The sequence below is a fragment of the Bradyrhizobium centrolobii genome, assembly GCF_001641635.1.
Lineage (GTDB): Bacteria > Pseudomonadota > Alphaproteobacteria > Rhizobiales > Xanthobacteraceae > Bradyrhizobium > Bradyrhizobium centrolobii.
This window is the reverse complement of the sequence record NZ_LUUB01000035.1, coordinates 1-15,550: the sequence shown is the minus strand read 5'-3', so window position 1 is coordinate 15,550 and position 15,550 is coordinate 1. Positions and strand designations below refer to the sequence as shown.

Below are 15,550 nucleotides of genomic sequence, written 5' to 3'. Positions count from 1 at the left end.
CCGGGACGACAGCGGAAATCAGTCGACGACAATCTTCACGCGGTCGCGCACCTTGACCTGCGCATGCGCGTCGAGGCCGTTGAGCACGCGGAAGCGCTCGGTCGGGTGATCGACGCCGGCCATGCGGTGGGAGAGCGATTCCACGGTGTCGCCGGGCTGCACAGTGATCACCTTGATGCGCAGGGGCCGCGCGGCCTGGATTTCGTCGAGCGTCAGGCGACGGAATGAATTGACCGTCTCGCGCGCATTGCGCTCGCTCTCGGTGGACTTCTGCCTTGTGGCGAAGATGAAGCGGTAGACGTCGCTGCCGAAGCGCAGCGCATAGACCTTGAACTGCCACTGGTCGCCCTTGGCGGTGGCGGACGCAGCCGGGAAGCCGTTGATGGTGATATCCTCGGTCGAGGCCTTCTCGACGCCTTCCATCCAGCCCGAATTGAGATAATCGCCGAGCGACTGCTCGGCCGGCACCCGTACCACGTCGAAGCGCATCGCCTGCGACCCGCCCTCGCGCACGCCGATGACGGCCTGCGCGGTGTTGTCGAGCGTAAAGTTGTCCGGCGCCTGGAAGGTGAAGCCGAGCTTTGGATGCAGGAATCTGCGGCCGCGGACAAAGCCCTCGCTGGGATCCTCGCCATAGACGAGGTTGTCGATCGCGGCGAGATAGCTCTCGCGGTCGCGTTCGCCGCCTTCCGGCGCGCCGTATTGGCGCGCGATCGTCTGCGCGTTCTGCACGCGCTCCGGGGTCGCCGGATGCGACGAGGTGAAATCCTGCGCGCGCGGGTCGAGCGAATTCTTGGCGGCCTTGAGCTCGGCATTGCGCTCCATCGCCGAGAGGAAGCGCGCGGCGCCATAGGGATCGAAATGCGCGCGCGCGGAAATGCCGACGCCGATGCCGTCGGCCTCGAACTCCTGGTTGCGCGAGAAGCTCGCCATGGTCAGCTTGGTCTTGGCGAGTGCGAGCGCGGTGAGCTCGGGATCGGTGCTCATGTCGGTGACGACGCGGGTGACGATCGCGGCCTGGCGGGCCTGGTCCTCGCGCATCGCGGCGTGCTTCGACAGCACATGCGCCATCTCGTGGCTGAGCACGGAGGACAATTCCGAGGTGTCGCTCGCAAGCGCCAGCAATCCGCGCGTGACGTAAAGCTGCCCGTTCGGCAGCGCGAAGGCGTTCACCGCGCCGGAATTGAGGATGGTGACCTTGTAGCCCTGGTCCGGACGGTCGGAGGCCGCGACCAGCCGCTCGACGGTCTTGGTGACCAGTGATTCGAGCCGCGGATCGTCGTAGGTGCCGCCATAGCTCGCCAGGATGCGCTCGTGTTCCTTCTCGGTGGCCGGCGTCTGCGCGACGGCCGGCTTAGGCTTGGGCAGCACGACGGTCGGTGTCGTCGCAGCGGTCTGGAACCGGCCCATGTCGCCGCAGCCGGCGAGCGTTGTGCCTAGCAAAAGGCACAGCGTTGCCGGCGCAGCCCGAAGGCGGCGGCCTTCACATTTTCCGTGCCGTTCTAGCACCCCATTCACGTCGCTTAACCCGTGCCTGGCCCTTATGGCCTTACCCCAGTCGGCTCGCTTGCGCCTAGCAACTCAATCTGCCCCCTGAGACGCACGTCGATCCGCGGTCCCGCATTCCCATCAACCCAGCCCCGGACTCGAATACGTCGATTTTCCAGAGACTTAAGGACGATCCCGGCGCCCTCAAAGGCCGGCAGGATGCGCCTTGAAATAGTCACGGCAAAGCCCCGTGTCCAGTTCCGGGAGAAGTTGAGGTAAGTCATTGCCCCGGCTTGCCGGACCGACAGGACCTTGCCCTCGACCACCATGAAGCGCCCAATCCCGGCCAAAATATCGTCCGGACTTTCCGCGTTTTTTATGGCCAACAGGTCAGCCCAGTTGCCCTTTTTTTGGCGCCGCGCCTCCGCCTCAGCCGCCATCAGGGCGGCCGCGCAGTCCTTGTCGGCGATCTCGGCCGAGACGATCGCATCACCTTGAGCGAGCAGGACAGCCTGCGCCGGCGTCTCGCTGTCCCGGATGAAGACGAATGCCGATTGCCGCCCGTAACGATCCGGCGTGTCGTCGCTGCCGTGGAGCATGACGTCGCGGCCGAGGAGCAATGTTGTCAGGGCCTGCTTCGTCGCTGCCGTCGGCTCGATGCCGACAAGACGCACCTCGCGGCCGTCATCGAGACGCAGGCTGCGCGCATCGGTGATCGCAGTGACGCGTCCTTCGCCCTGCGCTTCGAACTGGCAGGCCGCCGCAAGCGCGGCGTCGTGCGATCCGATGAGGAGCGCTGCTGCGGCGATGAGAGTGAGCGGTCGCTTCACGTTGCCAGGAGAGGTTGCATTGCATGACTCTCTTAACTCAAACGTGGCCGGCGACGAAGTCAATTCGGCTTGGTGCCGCAGCGGGGTTGCCTCTGTCGCGCTCCGTTGCTTCCACATTCTCGTCATTGCGAGCGCAGCGAAGCAATCCAGAATCCCACCGCGGAAAGACTCTGGATTGCTTCGCTTCGCTCACAATGACGATGTGGAGACCGTGGGGCCAAAACGCCATTCCGTTTTGCGGAAAACCTTGCGTGGCCCCGCGTGGCGCTTCTGCTTGCTGCGCTCTCGCGCATGCGGCATGATTGTGGCAATACCTATAACCAAGAGCAATAACCAAGCCGCCGGCAGAGTAAGGCGATCGAGGGAGAATTTTGATGAAGAGAATTTTGTCCGGCATTTTTGCCGCCGCGTTTGCGCTGGGCGCGAGCGCCGCGCAGGCCCAGGACAAGCCACCACTCAAGATCGGCGGCATCCTCGACATGTCGAGCCTCTACGCCGACATCACCGGTCCCGGCAGCGAGACCGCGGCCAAGATGGCGGTCGAGGATTTCGGCGGCGAGGTGCTGGGCCGCAAGATCCAGGTGCTGGCGGCCGACCATCTCAACAAGGCCGACCTTGCCGCCAACATCGCCCGCGACATACTCGACAACCAGGGCGTCGAGATGATCTACGACGTCGCGGCCTCCGCGACCGCGCTTGCCGCCGGCGAGATCGCGAAGGCGCGCAACAAGATCATCATCTTCAACGGTCCCGGCTCGATCCGCCTCACCAACGAGGCCTGCGGCCCCTACACCGTGCACTACGTGTTCGACACGTTCGCCCAGGCCAATGTGACCGGACTTGCCGCCGTGAAATCGGGCCTCGACACCTGGTTCTTCCTGACCGCCGATTATGCCTTCGGCCAGGATCTGGAGAAGGACACCAGCAATGTCGTGGTAAAGACTGGCGGCAAGGTGCTGGGCAATGTCCGTCACCCCTTGAATACGTCTGACTTCTCCTCCTTCCTGCTCCAGGCGCAGGCCTCCAAGGCGAAGGTGATTGGTCTGGCGAACGCCGGCGGCGACACCGTCAACGCCATCAAGCAGTCGGCCGAGTTCGGCATCATGAAGGGCGGCCAGAAACTCTCGCCGCTGCTCGCCTTCGTTACCGACATCGACTCGATCGGGCTCGAGACCGCGCAGGGTCTGTTGCTTGCCGAGGCGTTCTACTGGGACCTCAACGACGACACGCGCGCCTTTTCGAAGCGCTTCGCCGAGCGCATGAAGCGCCCGCCGACTTCGGCGCAGGCCGGCGTTTATTCTTCGGTCACGCATTATCTGAAGGCGGTGAAGGCGGCCGGCACGACGGACTCCGCGGCCGTCATGAAGGTGATGAAGGAGACGCCAATCAACGACTTCTTTGCCAAGAACGGCAAGATCCGGGAGGACGGCCGCATGACCCACGACATGTACCTGTTCGAGGTGAAGAAGCCGTCGGAATCGAAGGGCCGCTGGGACGACTACAAGCTGCTCGCCACCGTGCCCGGCAACGAGGCGTTCCAGTCGCTGGAGCAGTCGCGCTGCCCGCTGGTGAAGAAGTGACGGCGTGAGCCGTCGTGGCGACAAGCGAGCCCAACAACAGGTCGTCATCCCGGGGCGCGACGAAGTCGCGAGCCCGGGATCCATCGGGCCGCAGTGACTGTTGAGAAATGGATTCCGGGTTCGCGCCAAGCGGCGCGCCCCGGAATGACGATGTGAGAGAGTGGACTACAGAAAAGGGGCAAACACCCATGAGCAACGACATGGTCCTGCAAAAGCTCGAAGGCGGGCTGCTCACCATCACCATGAACCGCCCGGAGCGCAAGAATGCGCTTAATCCGGACATGGTACGCGGCTTGGTCGAAGCCGCGCGGCGCGCGGCTGATGATCCCGAGGTGCGCGCGGTGCTGTTCAAGGGCGCCGGCGGCAGCTTCTGTGTCGGCGGCGACGTCAAGTCGATGGCGGAGGGGCGCGCGCCGCTGCCGTTCGAGACCAAGCTTGCAAACCTGCGCCGTGGCATGGAGGTCTCGCGCATCCTGCACCAGATGCCCAAGCCCGTGGTGGCGCAGCTCGATGGTGCTGCGGCCGGCGCAGGTCTTTCGATGGCGCTGTCCTGCGATCTGCGCGTTGCGTCCGAGTCCTGCAAGATCACGACGGCCTTCGCCAAGGTCGGCTTCTCTGGCGATTATGGCGGCACCTATTTCCTGACCCAGCTCCTCGGCAGCGCGCGGGCGCGCGAGCTCTATCTGATGTCGCCGGTGCTCAGCGCGAAGGAAGCGCATGCCATCGGCATGGTGACCAGAGTCGTGCCGGACGCCGAGATCGATGCCGCCGCGCACGAGCTCGCCTTGTCGCTGGCGCAGGGACCTTCGATCGCGCTCGGTTACATCAAGCGCAACATCAACAATGCCGAACATCTGGCGCTGGAGGATTGCTTCGACGGCGAGGCGATCCACCACACCCGCTGCGGCGACACCGAGGACCACAAGGAGGCCGCGAAGGCCTTCGTCGAGAAGCGCAAGCCCACGTTCAAGGGCGCGTGACGATGTCCGCCTATATGCGGTTGCGGCAGATCTGCCTGGTCGCGCCGCAGCTTGAGCCCGTGATCGCGGATATTGCCAGGATCATGGGCCTCGCCGTCTGCCATCGCGATGGCAATGTCGCAAAATACGGCCTGGAGAACGCGCTGCTTCCGGTCGACACGATCCTGCTCGAGGTGGTGGCGCCGTTCAGGGACGGCACCGCGGCCGGCCGCTTCATCGAGAAGACCAGCGGCCGCGGCGGCTACATGGCGATCTTCTGCTGCAACGATCCTGACGAGCGCGGCAAGAACGCTAACGCAATGGGCGTGCGCACCGTGAACGTGATCGACCACGCGCCCTACCACGGGGTGCAGCTTCACCCGCGCGACTGCCGCGCCGCGTTCATCGAGTTCAACCACACCAAAGGCAGCGACGACATCCTGGGGCCGTATCCGCCGGCGGGGCCGGACTGGCAAAAGTTCATCCGCAAGGACGTAACGCAGGCGTTGACGGGCGTGGAGATGCAGAGCCCGGATCCGCAAGGGCTGGCGGAGCATTGGGGGAAGATCATCGGGGTAGCGCCGAGCCAGGCGGATGGCGGCACAGCTGAACTGAAGCTGCCCAACGCCACCTTCCGTTTCATGAAGGGCGCAAGCGAGATCATGAGCGCGCTGGAATTCCGTGTCGCCGACATCGCAAGCGTGCTTCATGTTGCCAAGACGAAGGGGCTGGCGGTGGCGGGCAATGAGTTCTTGCTGGGCGGGGTGACGTTCCGCGTCAGTTGATCCCTTGATTGTTATCCGTCACCTTAGCGCAACGGCGAAGCCGTTGTTGCTGGAGGTGCCGGAGCGTAGCGGAGGCCTCGAAGGGCGACGATTCATCCTTCGAGGCTCGACCCACGGTGCAGGTGCACCGTAGGCCTCGCACCTCAGGATGACGGGGCGAGAGAGAGCTGGACGGCACACGATAAGCAAGAAGGAAACACCCCACATGCCGCATCCGCTCGACAGCTTCTTCGCGCCCGCAAGCATCGCGCTGATCGGGGCCTCGCGCGATCATGAGAAGATTCCGGGACGGCTGCTCGCGATGCTGCGCAAGAACGCGTATCCCGGAAAGATCTATCCGGTGAATCCGAACTATGCCGAGATCGACGGGCTCGCCTGCTACAAATCGATCGCCGACGTCGGTGCGCCGATCGATCTCGCCGTCATCATCATTCCCGCGCGCACCGTGCTCGCCGCGCTCGAGCAATGCGCCGCCGCCGGTGTGAAGAACGCCGTCATCATCTCCTCCGGTTTTGCGGAGGAGGGCGGCGACAGCGCGGCGATGCAGGACGCGATCGCGGCGCTGGCAAGGCGCACCGGCATGCGGATTTCCGGTCCGAATGCCGAAGGCTTTTTCAGCCAGGTGCAGCGGGTCGCGGCGACCTTCAGTCCGGCGGTTGACGTCAAGCCTGGTGTCGTTCCGCTCGTTGCCACGCAAAAGCGGATCGGCATCGTCGCGCAGAGCGGCGGCATCGGCTTTGCCTATTATAACCGCGCCAAGGCGCTCGGCGTCGCCGTGAGCTATGTCGTCAGCGCCGGCAACGAATCCGATCTCGGCGCCGGCGAATTCCTCGACTACATGGTGCAGGACGCCTCGACCGACGTGATCCTGCTGTTCATCGAGGGGATCCGCGACGTCGAGAAATTCATTGCGGCCGCGCGGCGTGCCGCGGAGGTGAAGAAGCCTGTCATCGTCACCAAGGTCGGCCGCTCCGGCGCCGGTGAGCGAGCGGCCGCCTCGCACACTGCCAGCATGGCCGGCTGGTCCGCGGCCTATGATGCGGTGTTCGCGAAATATGGCTTCATCGTCTCCAATGATCTCGACGAGGCGCTGACGATCGCGGCGGTGCTTGCAAGCAATCCGCTGCCGAGAGGCGATCGCGTCGCGGTCGTCACCGTCTCCGGCGGTGCCGGCATCTGGGGCGCGGACGCCGTGGCGTTGCGCGGCCTGCAGGTGCCGGAGCTCTCCGAGTCCATCCAGGCGGGGATCAGGACGCTGATGCCGTCCTACGGCACCGCGCGCAACCCGATCGACGTCACCGCGCAGGGCGTGACCTCGGGCGGGCTTCAGAAGAGCGTCGATCTGCTCACGGCCTCAGACGAGGTCGACGCGATCCTGGTCGTGCTGTCGCTGTCGAGCGAGGTGCGGATGCCGTTTAGCGAGCCCGAGCTGAAGCCGTTGCTATCAGCGCAGCACAAGCCGGTGGTGTTCTATTCCTACACGTTGCCGTCAGACTTCGCGCGGCGCGAGCTTGCCAAATCCGGCGCGGTCGTGCTCTCCGGCCTCACCCATGTCGGCGTCACGATGCGGCAGCTCGTCGACTATGCCAGCTTCAAGCTGCCGAAGCCTGTGGATGAGACGCGGCTGCCGGCGCGCGATCTCTCCGCCTACCTGACGTCACCGGTTCTGTCCGAGGCCGATAGCAAGGCGCTGCTCCGCACCGCCGGCATCGCGCTGCCCGACGAAGTGCTGGTGAAGGACAGGGGCGGGCTCGACGAGGCGATCGCGCGCGCCGGTTTCCCGCTGGTGATGAAGGTCCAGTCGCCGGACATCGCGCACAAGAGCGAAATCGGTGGTGTGCGGGTCAACATCACCACGAAGGGCGAGGTTTTTCTGGCGTTCGAATCGCTCCTGAACAATGCGCGCAAGCATCGGCCGGAGGCCGATATCCAGGGCGTGCTGGTCGGGCCCATGGCGAAGAAGGGCGTCGAGATCATCGTCGGCACGATGACGGACAAGACGTTCGGTCCGATGGTGATGGTGGGGCTCGGCGGCATCACCACGGAGCTGTTCCGCGACGTCGTCTATCGCCCTGCGTCGGTGAGCGTGGAGGAGGCGGGCGCGATGCTGGCGGGCCTGAAGGCCGCGCCGCTGCTGAACGGTTTTCGCGGGGCGGCAAAGGCCGATGTCGCGGCGCTGGCGCAATTGATTGCCGACATCTCGGTGCTTGCGGCGCGGCATGCCGGCGAGATCGCGGAGATCGAGCTCAACCCGGTGCTGGTGCACGCCGAGGGACAGGGCGTAACGATCGTCGATGCGCTGGTGGTGGGGCGGAATTAGCTGGCCACAGACACCGCTGTCGTCCCGGACAAGCGAAGCGCAGATCCGGGACCCATAACCCCAGGGAGCAGTTTGATGAAGACTCGGAGTTACCAGCTTCGCGCCACAACTTCTCCCTGGGGTTATTGGTCCCGGCCTTCGCCGGGACGACAGGGAAGTTGTGGGAGCGCCAGAATGATGCGACGAAGCCGCCGCAATCACCGCCCCCTAAAGTTCGCCGCGCGGCGCTCTTCGGTCGCCTTCACGCCTTCCTTGAAATCTTCCGTGGCGCGCAGCCTCGTCTGCTCGGCGAGCTCGTGGTTGGTCGCGGCCATGACGCGGTCGGCGAGGCCTGCGCGCATCGTGGCGCGGGTGGAGACCAGGCCGAGCGGGGAGCACTCGGCGATTTCGCCGGCGAGCTTCATTGCGGCCGATTTCACCTGGTCCTGCGGCACCAGCTCGTTGGCGAGGCCCCATTTGTAGGCCTCTTCGCCGGTGACGCGGCGGCTGGTGTAGAACATCAGTTCCGCGTTGTTCTTGCCGATCAGCTCGGGCAGCGTCACCGTCAGGCCGAAGCCGGGATGGAAGCCAAGCTTGGTGAAGTTCGCAGAGAAGCGCGCTTCGGGGCAGGTGACGCGAAAATCCGCGGACACCGCGAGCCCGAGCCCGCCGCCGATGGCCGCGCCCTGCACGGCGGCGACGATCGGCTTCTTGGCGCGGAAGATTCGCACGGCCTGGATGTAGAGATGGTTGATCGGGCCGAGGCTGTCGGCCGGGTCGCCCTTCGCAGTTTTCTCGGCGGCGCGTGCCTCCTGCTCCTGCCGCGCCGGGTCGTTGAAATTGGCGCCGGCGCAGAACGCCTTGCCCTGCGCCGACAACACGGAGGCACGGATCTCGATGTCACGGTCGAACTCGTCGAGCGCATCCGCGATCTGGTTGATCAGCGAGATGTCGAAGAAGTTCAGCGGCGGGCGGCGGATCTCGATGGTGCCGACATGCCCGACCTTCTCGACGCCGATGTCCTTGTAAGTACTCATGCGTTGTCTCCAAGCAATTGAATAGGTCCGTAGCGAAGAACCACCTCTCCCATAGGGAGAGGTCGATTTGCGCCAGCAAATCGGGTGAGGGGCTGTGCTCTTTCGAGGGACCGTAACCCCTCACCCGGCGCTACGCGCCGACCTCTCCCATAGGGAGAGGTGAACGGAGCGCGCGGCCAGGGTTTCGATCTCATCTAGCGCAAACCAAGGCCGCGGGCGATGATGCCGCGCAGCACTTCGGTGGTGCCTCCCTGGATGGTGAGTTTCGGCGCGGTCTTGATGGCGAAGTCGAGCTGCCGCTCCAACGTCTCGCGGTTGGTCGCGGTCTCCTCGACGAAGGCCGCGAGATCGCGCACGCGATGCGGAAGCTGCTGCTCCCAGACCGTGCCGATGTCCTTGACGATGGAGGCTTCGACCACGGGCTCCTTGCCGGCCTGGAGCATGCCGGCGACCGAGACTGACATCCGCCGCATGGTGTGGAGCTGGGCGACCAGCCGGCCAATGCCTTCGGCGCTGCGCGTGTCCGGATTGGGGCCGACCGCGCGCACGAGCTCGGTCAGCACGTAATAGGTCTCCAGGAAACGCTCAGGGCCGCTGCGCTCATAGGCAAGCTCGCTCGTGGCCTGCTTCCAGGCGCCGTCGACCTCGCCGAGCACGTAGTCGTCGGGGATGAAGTAATCGGTGAAGACGACCTCGTTGAACTCGTATTGGCCGGTGATCTGGCCGATCGGGTTCACCTTGATGCCCGGCTGCTTCATTTTGACCAAAAATTGCGTCAGGCCGTGACGGCGGTTTTCCTTGGTCGGCGGCGATGTGCGGAAGATCGCGATCATGTAGTCGGCGATGTGGGCCGACGACGTCCAGATCTTGGTGCCGTTGATGAGATAGCCGCCATCGGTCTTGGTCGCGCGGGTCTTCGCGGCGAACAGGTCGGAGCCGGAATTCGGTTCGCTCATGCCGATCGCAAAGCAGATCTCGCCGCGGCAGATGCGCGGCAGGATCTCCATCTTGATGTGCTCGGGCGCGTATTTCAAAAGCACCGGCCCGCTCTGGCGGTCGGCGACGAAGAAGCGCCGCGTCGGCGCGTTGGCCACGCGCATCTCCTCGGTCACCACATAGCGCTCGAGGAAGGAGCGCTCCTGGCCGCCATATTTCTTCGGCCAGGTCATCCCTAACCACCCCTTGGCGCCGACCCGGCGGGAGAATTCCGGCGCATCGGTGTCTTCGCGGTTGGGCTTGTGCGGATCGAAGGTGCCGGCCGCAATTTCCTCGGCGAGGAAGGCGCGCACTTCCTTGCGCAGTTGCTCGCATTCGGGCGGCAGGCGGATCGGATCGAAACGAAGGGCAGCGGTCATAGGTCTCGTCCCCTGGTCAGCGCGAAGCCACGAGCGGCCACAATTCATCGGCGCCGCGATTGGCAACCAGCTTGCCGAGCTCGACGGCCCAGTGGCTCTCCGAACCGAAGTCGTCGCGCCAGGCCAGCGCCCGTAGCGAATAGCGGTGCAGAATGTGCTCCATGGTGAAGCCGATCGCGCCGTGCACCTGATGCGCGATGCCGCCGCCTTTCTCCGCGGCTTCCGCGCAGCGGATTTTTGCCGAGGCGGCTTCGAGGTAGACTTCGTCGTCGAAGGATTTTGCATTCGCGATCGCGTCGGCCGCGGAAGTCGCGGCCGCAAGTGCCGCGGCGGATTCGCCGGCCAGGCGCGCGAGATTGTGCTGCACCGCCTGGAACTTCGAGATCTTCTTCTCGAAGGCGACGCGCTCGTTGGAATAGCGCACGGAGATGTCGAGCATGGATTCCAGCGCACCGGCAATCTGAAGGCTGCGCGCGACGCCGCCCATCAGCATCATAGTGGTCTGGTCGAATCCCTTCGGCGCGGGCTTGAGGGTGACGGGCTGGACGTTGTCGAGCGTCACGGTGTCGCTGTGGTCGTAGCCGACATTGAGGCCAGCTTCGATCCGCGCCTTGGCCGCGTCGACCAGCGCGATCGAGACGCCGCCAGTGCCGTGCGCCAGCACCGCAAAGTGCTTCGCCGCTTTCGCAAAGGGAATGCCGCGGGCGCGGCCGGAGAGCGAACCGTCGGCGTTCAGCGTGATGCGATCTTTCGGGCTTGCCGGCACGACTGTCATCTCGCCGTCGGGGGAGGCGATCTTCGCCTGCGCCAGCAGCCAGCCCGCGAGCATGGTCTCGGCCAGGGGAACCGCGACCGCAAAGCGCCCGGCGGCATTAAGAAGCGCGAAGCCGTCGGCAAGGCTCGCGCCGGAGCCGCCGAGGTCATCGGGCACCCATGACAGCGGCAGACCGGCCTCGGTCAGCGCCTGCCACAGCGGTGCCTGCCATGCGTCTTTCTTGTCATTGTTGATGGTTTGCGGATCGGCGAGATCGGCGAAGATTTTCTCCGCGGTCTCGACGACGATATTGTCACTCTCCGCCACAGCGTTCCCCGTGCTTTGCCATTGGCGCGCCGGCCCGGTGGGCAGGCGCGCGGGTCTCTTCTTGCGCCCGATGATCGGAAAAAGCCATGGCCGTGACAAGCGTTGATCGCAGGTCCATCTGCGGCGGCGACATGGGCGATGCGCTAATTCCGCTTAGCGGAGTTTGCTCGATTTGCAGGGCGCGGCAAACTCGCTAAACAGGGCCAACTACATCCAAAGAGCTTGCATTCAACACAGGGGAAGGAAATCCGGATGGCAAAGGACAGCTTGTGCGCAATCGTGACGGGGTCCGCATCCGGCCTGGGTGCGGCGACCGCTGAAATTCTCGCGCGCGGCGGCGCGCGGCTCGTCATCAACTATTCCTCGAGCCAGAAGGAAGCCGAGGCGACTGCCGAGGCTTGCCGCAAGGCCGGGGCCGCGGAGGTCGTGATCGCGCAAGGAGATGTCTCGCGCGATGAGGATTGCCGGAAGATCGTTGCGGCAGCCGCGGGCTGGGGCCGGCTCGATGTGCTTATCAACAATGCCGGCACCACCAAGCATGTCGCCCATGGCAATCTCGACGGGCTCGCCTCGGAGGATTTCCAGCGGCTGTTCGGCGTCAACACCATCGGCCCCTTTCAGATGGTGCGTGCCGCGCGCAGCCTGCTCGAGGCCGGCGCCAAGGCCTCGGGGCGTCCCTCGGCGGTGGTGAACGTGTCCTCCGTCGCCGGCATCAGCGGCGTCGGCTCGTCGATTGCGTACGCCGCCAGCAAGGGCGCGCTCAACACCATCACGCTGTCGCTGGCGCGCGCGCTCGCACCCTTGATCCGCGTCAACACGGTGTGTCCCGGCTATATCGATACGCCCTGGTTCACCAAGGGGCGCGGCGAGGAAGACGCCAAACAGGTGCGCGACAGCGTGGTGGCGAAGGTGCCGCTCAAGGTCGCGTCAAGCGCGGAGGATATCGCGCAGCTCGTCTGCTTCCTGGCGACGCCGGCATCGAGCAACATGACCGGCGAGATCGTGCGGATGGATGCCGGGCTGCATTTGATTACGTGAGACTGCGTGGCCACGTCAGGTAACGTTCCTCTGGCGCGGCAAACACAGCCGTCGTCCCGGCCGAGTGCGCAATTGCGCACGGGGGCCGTCCACATATGGGTCCCGGATCTGCGCTCCGCTTCGCTTCGCTTGTCCGGGACGACGATCGAAGTTGCGGGGCGAGATTCCCAATGCGCAATTGCGCATTGGGGTTCGCGCTTCGCGCGACCCGGAATGACAGTCGCTACCCCTTGATCACGCCGCTCGCCACCAGGCGGTGCCAGATGAACAGCACCACCACCGCTCCGATGGTGGCCATGATGAAGCCGGCGCCCTGGTCGGGGCTGTAATGACCGATGGCCTGGCCGACGAAGGTCGCGAGGAACGCGCCGGCGATGCCGAGGATGGTGGTGAGGATGAAGCCGCTCGGGTTGTTCGGTCCCGGCGCGAGCCAGCGCGCGATGAGGCCCGCGACGAAGCCGACGACGATGATCCACAACAGGCCGCCCAAACTCATGACAGTGCTCCCCTTCCTGAACGCCTAGAGCATGATCCGGACCGGAAGGGCCGCGTTAGCGCAAAGTGTGCAGCGGTTCTCCGAAAAGATCATGCTCAAACCAACCTTCAGACTTCGATTAAATTCTGTCCGAGAGCTCGTTCTCGGTCGGCAGCCGGCCGTCCGGCGTCAGGTGGTCGACCACCTGCGGTAGATACTGGCTGAGGCCGGAGAGCAGCTCGTCACGCGACAGGCCGCTCTGGGCGGACAGGCTCTGGATCTGGTCGGCGCCGAGCGCGTTGGCGAGATCGCCGGGTGCGATCGGCTTGTTCTGGCCCTTGCCGACCCAGGAATTCGCGGTCTCGCCGTGGCCGCCCTGCTGGAGCTGGTTGAGGAGGTCACCGAGCCCGCCGCTCAGCACCGTTCCGGCGGCGCCACCCGCGAGCAGGCCGCCGAGGCCGCCCTTGAGCAAATCGCTAAGACCGCCGCTATCACTGGGCCCGCCGGGAAGAACTCCACCGCCCGCATTCGCAGGCGTCGGAGGCGGCAATGGTGATCGCTGCTGTGGCGCCGCATCAGGTTGACCTGCCGTCAAATGCTTGAACGCCTTCCAGGCGAGCAGGCCGAGGATCGCCATCGTCATCGGCGACATGCCGCCGCCGGAGGATTCCTGTGAGCTTGGCGTGCTCGGGCCGCGCGGGCCGTTCTGCATGCCGTTGAGGACGTCGAGTAGACCCATGGCGTTCTCCTCCCTTTGGCGATCGCTCGCCGCTGACAAGCCCCCGGGTCGAAAACATATGGGGCTCTCATGACGGTTACAAGGCAGACGCAGCGCAACCCGCGATGGGCAGCCGGCCCGGCCTCTGCTATCGAGGCGGCAGTCCATCGGGGAGAATTGCGTGGTTACGGATCGACCGATCGTAGTGGCCGGCGCGGGTGCCATCGGCTGTTTTGTCGGCGGCATGCTTGCTGTCGGCGGCCGCCGCGTCGCGCTCCTGGTGCGGCCGCGGGTGAAGACCGAAATCGAGCGCTTCGGCTTGCTGCTGACCGATTTCGACGGGTCCGAGAAGAAACTGGGCGCCGGCCAGCTTGCGCTCTCCGAGGACCCTTCGATCTTCCATAGCGCCGGCACCGTGCTGGTCACGGTGAAGAGCGCGGACACGGCTGATGTCGCCGATCAGATCGCACAGCATGCGCCGCAGGATGCCGTGATCGTCTCGTTGCAGAACGGCGTCGGCAATGTCGCGGCCTTGCGCGACCGCCTGGGCGGCCGGTGCGTACTCGCCGGCATGGTGCCGTTCAACGTGATCGCGATGGGCGAGGGGCGCTTTCACCGCTCGACCTCCGGCGACATCCATGTCGAAGCGGATGAGGCGAATACGGCAGCGGTGCTGTCGGTGCCGGGGCTCACCATGCGCGCGAGCCGCGACATCACCGGCGTGCAATGGGGCAAGCTGATCATCAACCTGAACAACGCGCTCAGCGCGCTGTCCGACATGCCGCTTGCCGCGCAATTGGCAAGCCGCGAATGGCGGCGGCTGTTTGCCGACCAGATGGCGGAGGGGCTCGCTGCGATGAAGGCCGCCGGCATCACGCCGGTGTCGGCAACGCCGATCCCGCCGCGCTGGACGCCAACCTTGCTGCGGCTGCCGGATACGGTCTTCAACGCGATCCTGGGACGAACCATGAAGATCGATCCCGAGGCACGCTCCTCGATGTGGCAGGATTTGAAGCTGGGACGCAAGACCGAGATCGACTATCTCCAGGGCGCGATCATCGCGCTCGCCGAGCGGAACGGCGTCGACGTGCCGCTGTCGCGCCGCATTGTTGCGCTGATCAGGGAGGCAGAAAGCGCGGGCAAGGGCCCGCCGAGGCTGACGCCGCAGCAGATCCGTGGCGGTGGCCCGGCCGGATGAAAGGGAGGCGCGCGATGAAAAATTGTTTGACGATCGGACTCGCGCTGGCCGCGCTCTGCGGCGCATCCACGTTTGCTCAGGCCCGGCCGCCGACCGTCACGGTATCGCCCGGCTATGATGCGCGACTGCAGGAGAACCGGTCGGCGCTGAGCGGTGCGTCTACGGCACCGGCGCTTGTGAACCCGCCGACGGCCATGCATAAGCGCGGGAAGAAGAAGCGAACGAACTGAGGCGGCCTTGCGTGGGAGTTGTCTGGCCGGCTGTCCCACCCTGCATCGAAAGAAGTAGGCTGGTGCCACATCCTCCGCTGTCGTCCCGGACAAGCGAAGCGCCGATCCGGGACCCATATGTGGACGGCCCCCGTGGCACAAGAGCTTTGTGAGGTTTGATCGGATCGCTTGCGTCCATATGTCCGGCCTGTTGGTGCGGCGTGTTGGGCCGCTGGCCAAGAGGGTTTCCGCGACGCGAGTTCCAATCAACCACGCGACCTCGTTCGGCCGATGGGTCCCACGGATTTGCTCGCATCTCGGGTCGATCGATCGCACCATCTCCTCTGCTCTTGCAGCTCCGGTTCGGCCGGTGGGCKARCCCCCGCCGGTCGGCCGAATCCCTCAACTACGCGGCGGTTGCCATTTGGGCATCGAGCCGCGCGTTGTCATATTGCTCTCCCGTCGTCATCAGCTTCCAGGCGATACGGGCCATCTTGT

General features: G+C 65.1%; 14 protein-coding genes. 7 read left to right on the top strand and 7 right to left on the bottom strand.

The window, feature by feature from the left end; translation table 11 throughout:
- Positions 1-18: 18 nt before the first annotated feature.
- Together AYJ54_RS07650 and AYJ54_RS07645 are read right to left on the bottom strand one after the other, a co-directional pair.
- Positions 19-1,410: a M48 family metalloprotease gene (locus AYJ54_RS07650; protein ID WP_063698022.1), complete on the bottom strand. Its 1,392-nt coding sequence runs from the start codon at positions 1,408-1,410 to the stop codon at positions 19-21.
- Positions 1,411-1,541: 131 nt separating this feature from the next.
- Positions 1,542-2,318 carry a thermonuclease family protein gene (locus AYJ54_RS07645; RefSeq protein ID WP_063698097.1) on the bottom strand — a complete coding sequence of 259 codons (777 nt, stop codon included), beginning with the start codon at positions 2,316-2,318 and terminating at the stop codon, positions 1,542-1,544.
- Positions 2,319-2,692: 374 nt separating this feature from the next.
- On the opposite strand from AYJ54_RS07645, the gene AYJ54_RS07640 reads away from it, so the two are divergent.
- The 4 genes from AYJ54_RS07640 (at position 2,693) to AYJ54_RS07625 (ending at position 7,962) form a co-directional block, all read left to right on the top strand.
- Positions 2,693-3,898: an ABC transporter substrate-binding protein gene (locus AYJ54_RS07640; RefSeq protein WP_063698020.1), complete on the top strand. Its 1,206-nt coding sequence runs from the start codon at positions 2,693-2,695 to the stop codon at positions 3,896-3,898.
- Positions 3,899-4,086: 188 nt separating this feature from the next.
- Positions 4,087-4,878: an enoyl-CoA hydratase gene (locus AYJ54_RS07635; protein ID WP_063698018.1), complete on the top strand. Its 792-nt coding sequence runs from the start codon at positions 4,087-4,089 to the stop codon at positions 4,876-4,878.
- 2 nt (positions 4,879-4,880) lie between these two features.
- Positions 4,881-5,642 carry a VOC family protein gene (locus tag AYJ54_RS07630; protein WP_063698016.1) on the top strand — a complete coding sequence of 254 codons (762 nt, stop codon included), beginning with the start codon at positions 4,881-4,883 and terminating at the stop codon, positions 5,640-5,642.
- A gap of 205 nt (positions 5,643-5,847) precedes the next feature.
- Positions 5,848-7,962, top strand: coding sequence for an acetate--CoA ligase family protein (locus tag AYJ54_RS07625; protein ID WP_063698014.1), 2,115 nt, complete (start codon positions 5,848-5,850; stop codon positions 7,960-7,962).
- A gap of 197 nt (positions 7,963-8,159) precedes the next feature.
- On the opposite strand, the gene AYJ54_RS07620 is transcribed toward AYJ54_RS07625, so the two are convergent.
- The 3 genes from AYJ54_RS07620 to AYJ54_RS07610 form a co-directional block, all read right to left on the bottom strand.
- A complete protein-coding gene (locus tag AYJ54_RS07620; RefSeq protein WP_063698012.1) occupies positions 8,160-8,978 on the bottom strand; it encodes an enoyl-CoA hydratase/isomerase family protein in 819 nt (272 codons plus the stop codon).
- A 194-nt stretch (positions 8,979-9,172) separates the two neighbouring features.
- Positions 9,173-10,333, bottom strand: a complete 1,161-nt coding sequence (locus AYJ54_RS07615) for an acyl-CoA dehydrogenase family protein (protein ID WP_063698011.1) — start codon at positions 10,331-10,333, stop codon at positions 9,173-9,175.
- Positions 10,334-10,349: 16 nt separating this feature from the next.
- Entirely contained in the window at positions 10,350-11,414 is a 1,065-nt protein-coding gene (locus tag AYJ54_RS07610) for an acyl-CoA dehydrogenase family protein (protein ID WP_063698010.1), read from the bottom strand.
- 252 nt (positions 11,415-11,666) lie between these two features.
- Here AYJ54_RS07610 and AYJ54_RS07605 point away from each other — a divergent pair, with 252 nt between their 5' ends.
- Positions 11,667-12,452, top strand: a complete 786-nt coding sequence (locus AYJ54_RS07605; RefSeq protein WP_063698008.1) for an SDR family NAD(P)-dependent oxidoreductase — start codon at positions 11,667-11,669, stop codon at positions 12,450-12,452.
- Between the two features lie 223 nt (positions 12,453-12,675).
- Here AYJ54_RS07605 and AYJ54_RS07600 read toward each other — a convergent pair whose 3' ends face one another.
- Together AYJ54_RS07600 and AYJ54_RS07595 are read right to left on the bottom strand one after the other, a co-directional pair.
- Entirely contained in the window at positions 12,676-12,948 is a 273-nt protein-coding gene (locus tag AYJ54_RS07600) for a GlsB/YeaQ/YmgE family stress response membrane protein (RefSeq protein ID WP_063698006.1), read from the bottom strand.
- Positions 12,949-13,066: 118 nt separating this feature from the next.
- Positions 13,067-13,666, bottom strand: coding sequence for a YidB family protein (locus AYJ54_RS07595; RefSeq protein WP_063698004.1), 600 nt, complete (start codon positions 13,664-13,666; stop codon positions 13,067-13,069).
- Between the two features lie 160 nt (positions 13,667-13,826).
- Here AYJ54_RS07595 and AYJ54_RS07590 point away from each other — a divergent pair, with 160 nt between their 5' ends.
- The gene (locus AYJ54_RS07590; protein WP_063698002.1) at positions 13,827-14,843 is read left to right on the top strand and encodes a 2-dehydropantoate 2-reductase; all 1,017 of its coding nucleotides are present in this window, start codon (positions 13,827-13,829) and stop codon (positions 14,841-14,843) included.
- A 14-nt stretch (positions 14,844-14,857) separates the two neighbouring features.
- Positions 14,858-15,073, top strand: a complete 216-nt coding sequence (locus AYJ54_RS07585) for a hypothetical protein (RefSeq protein WP_063698000.1) — start codon at positions 14,858-14,860, stop codon at positions 15,071-15,073.
- Positions 15,074-15,550 lie beyond the last annotated feature (477 nt).

Coding starts and splice junctions, on each gene's coding strand:
- AYJ54_RS07650 (WP_063698022.1), bottom strand. CDS start 1,410: ATGGGCCGGTTCCAGACCGCTGCGACGACACCGACCGTCGTGCTGCCC.
- AYJ54_RS07640 (WP_063698020.1), top strand. CDS start 2,693: ATGAAGAGAATTTTGTCCGGCATTTTTGCCGCCGCGTTTGCGCTGGGC.
- AYJ54_RS07635 (WP_063698018.1), top strand. CDS start 4,087: ATGAGCAACGACATGGTCCTGCAAAAGCTCGAAGGCGGGCTGCTCACC.
- AYJ54_RS07630 (WP_063698016.1), top strand. CDS start 4,881: ATGTCCGCCTATATGCGGTTGCGGCAGATCTGCCTGGTCGCGCCGCAG.
- AYJ54_RS07625 (WP_063698014.1), top strand. CDS start 5,848: ATGCCGCATCCGCTCGACAGCTTCTTCGCGCCCGCAAGCATCGCGCTG.
- AYJ54_RS07620 (WP_063698012.1), bottom strand. CDS start 8,978: ATGAGTACTTACAAGGACATCGGCGTCGAGAAGGTCGGGCATGTCGGC.
- AYJ54_RS07615 (WP_063698011.1), bottom strand. CDS start 10,333: ATGACCGCTGCCCTTCGTTTCGATCCGATCCGCCTGCCGCCCGAATGC.
- AYJ54_RS07605 (WP_063698008.1), top strand. CDS start 11,667: ATGGCAAAGGACAGCTTGTGCGCAATCGTGACGGGGTCCGCATCCGGC.
- AYJ54_RS07600 (WP_063698006.1), bottom strand. CDS start 12,948: ATGAGTTTGGGCGGCCTGTTGTGGATCATCGTCGTCGGCTTCGTCGCG.
- AYJ54_RS07595 (WP_063698004.1), bottom strand. CDS start 13,666: ATGGGTCTACTCGACGTCCTCAACGGCATGCAGAACGGCCCGCGCGGC.
- AYJ54_RS07585 (WP_063698000.1), top strand. CDS start 14,858: ATGAAAAATTGTTTGACGATCGGACTCGCGCTGGCCGCGCTCTGCGGC.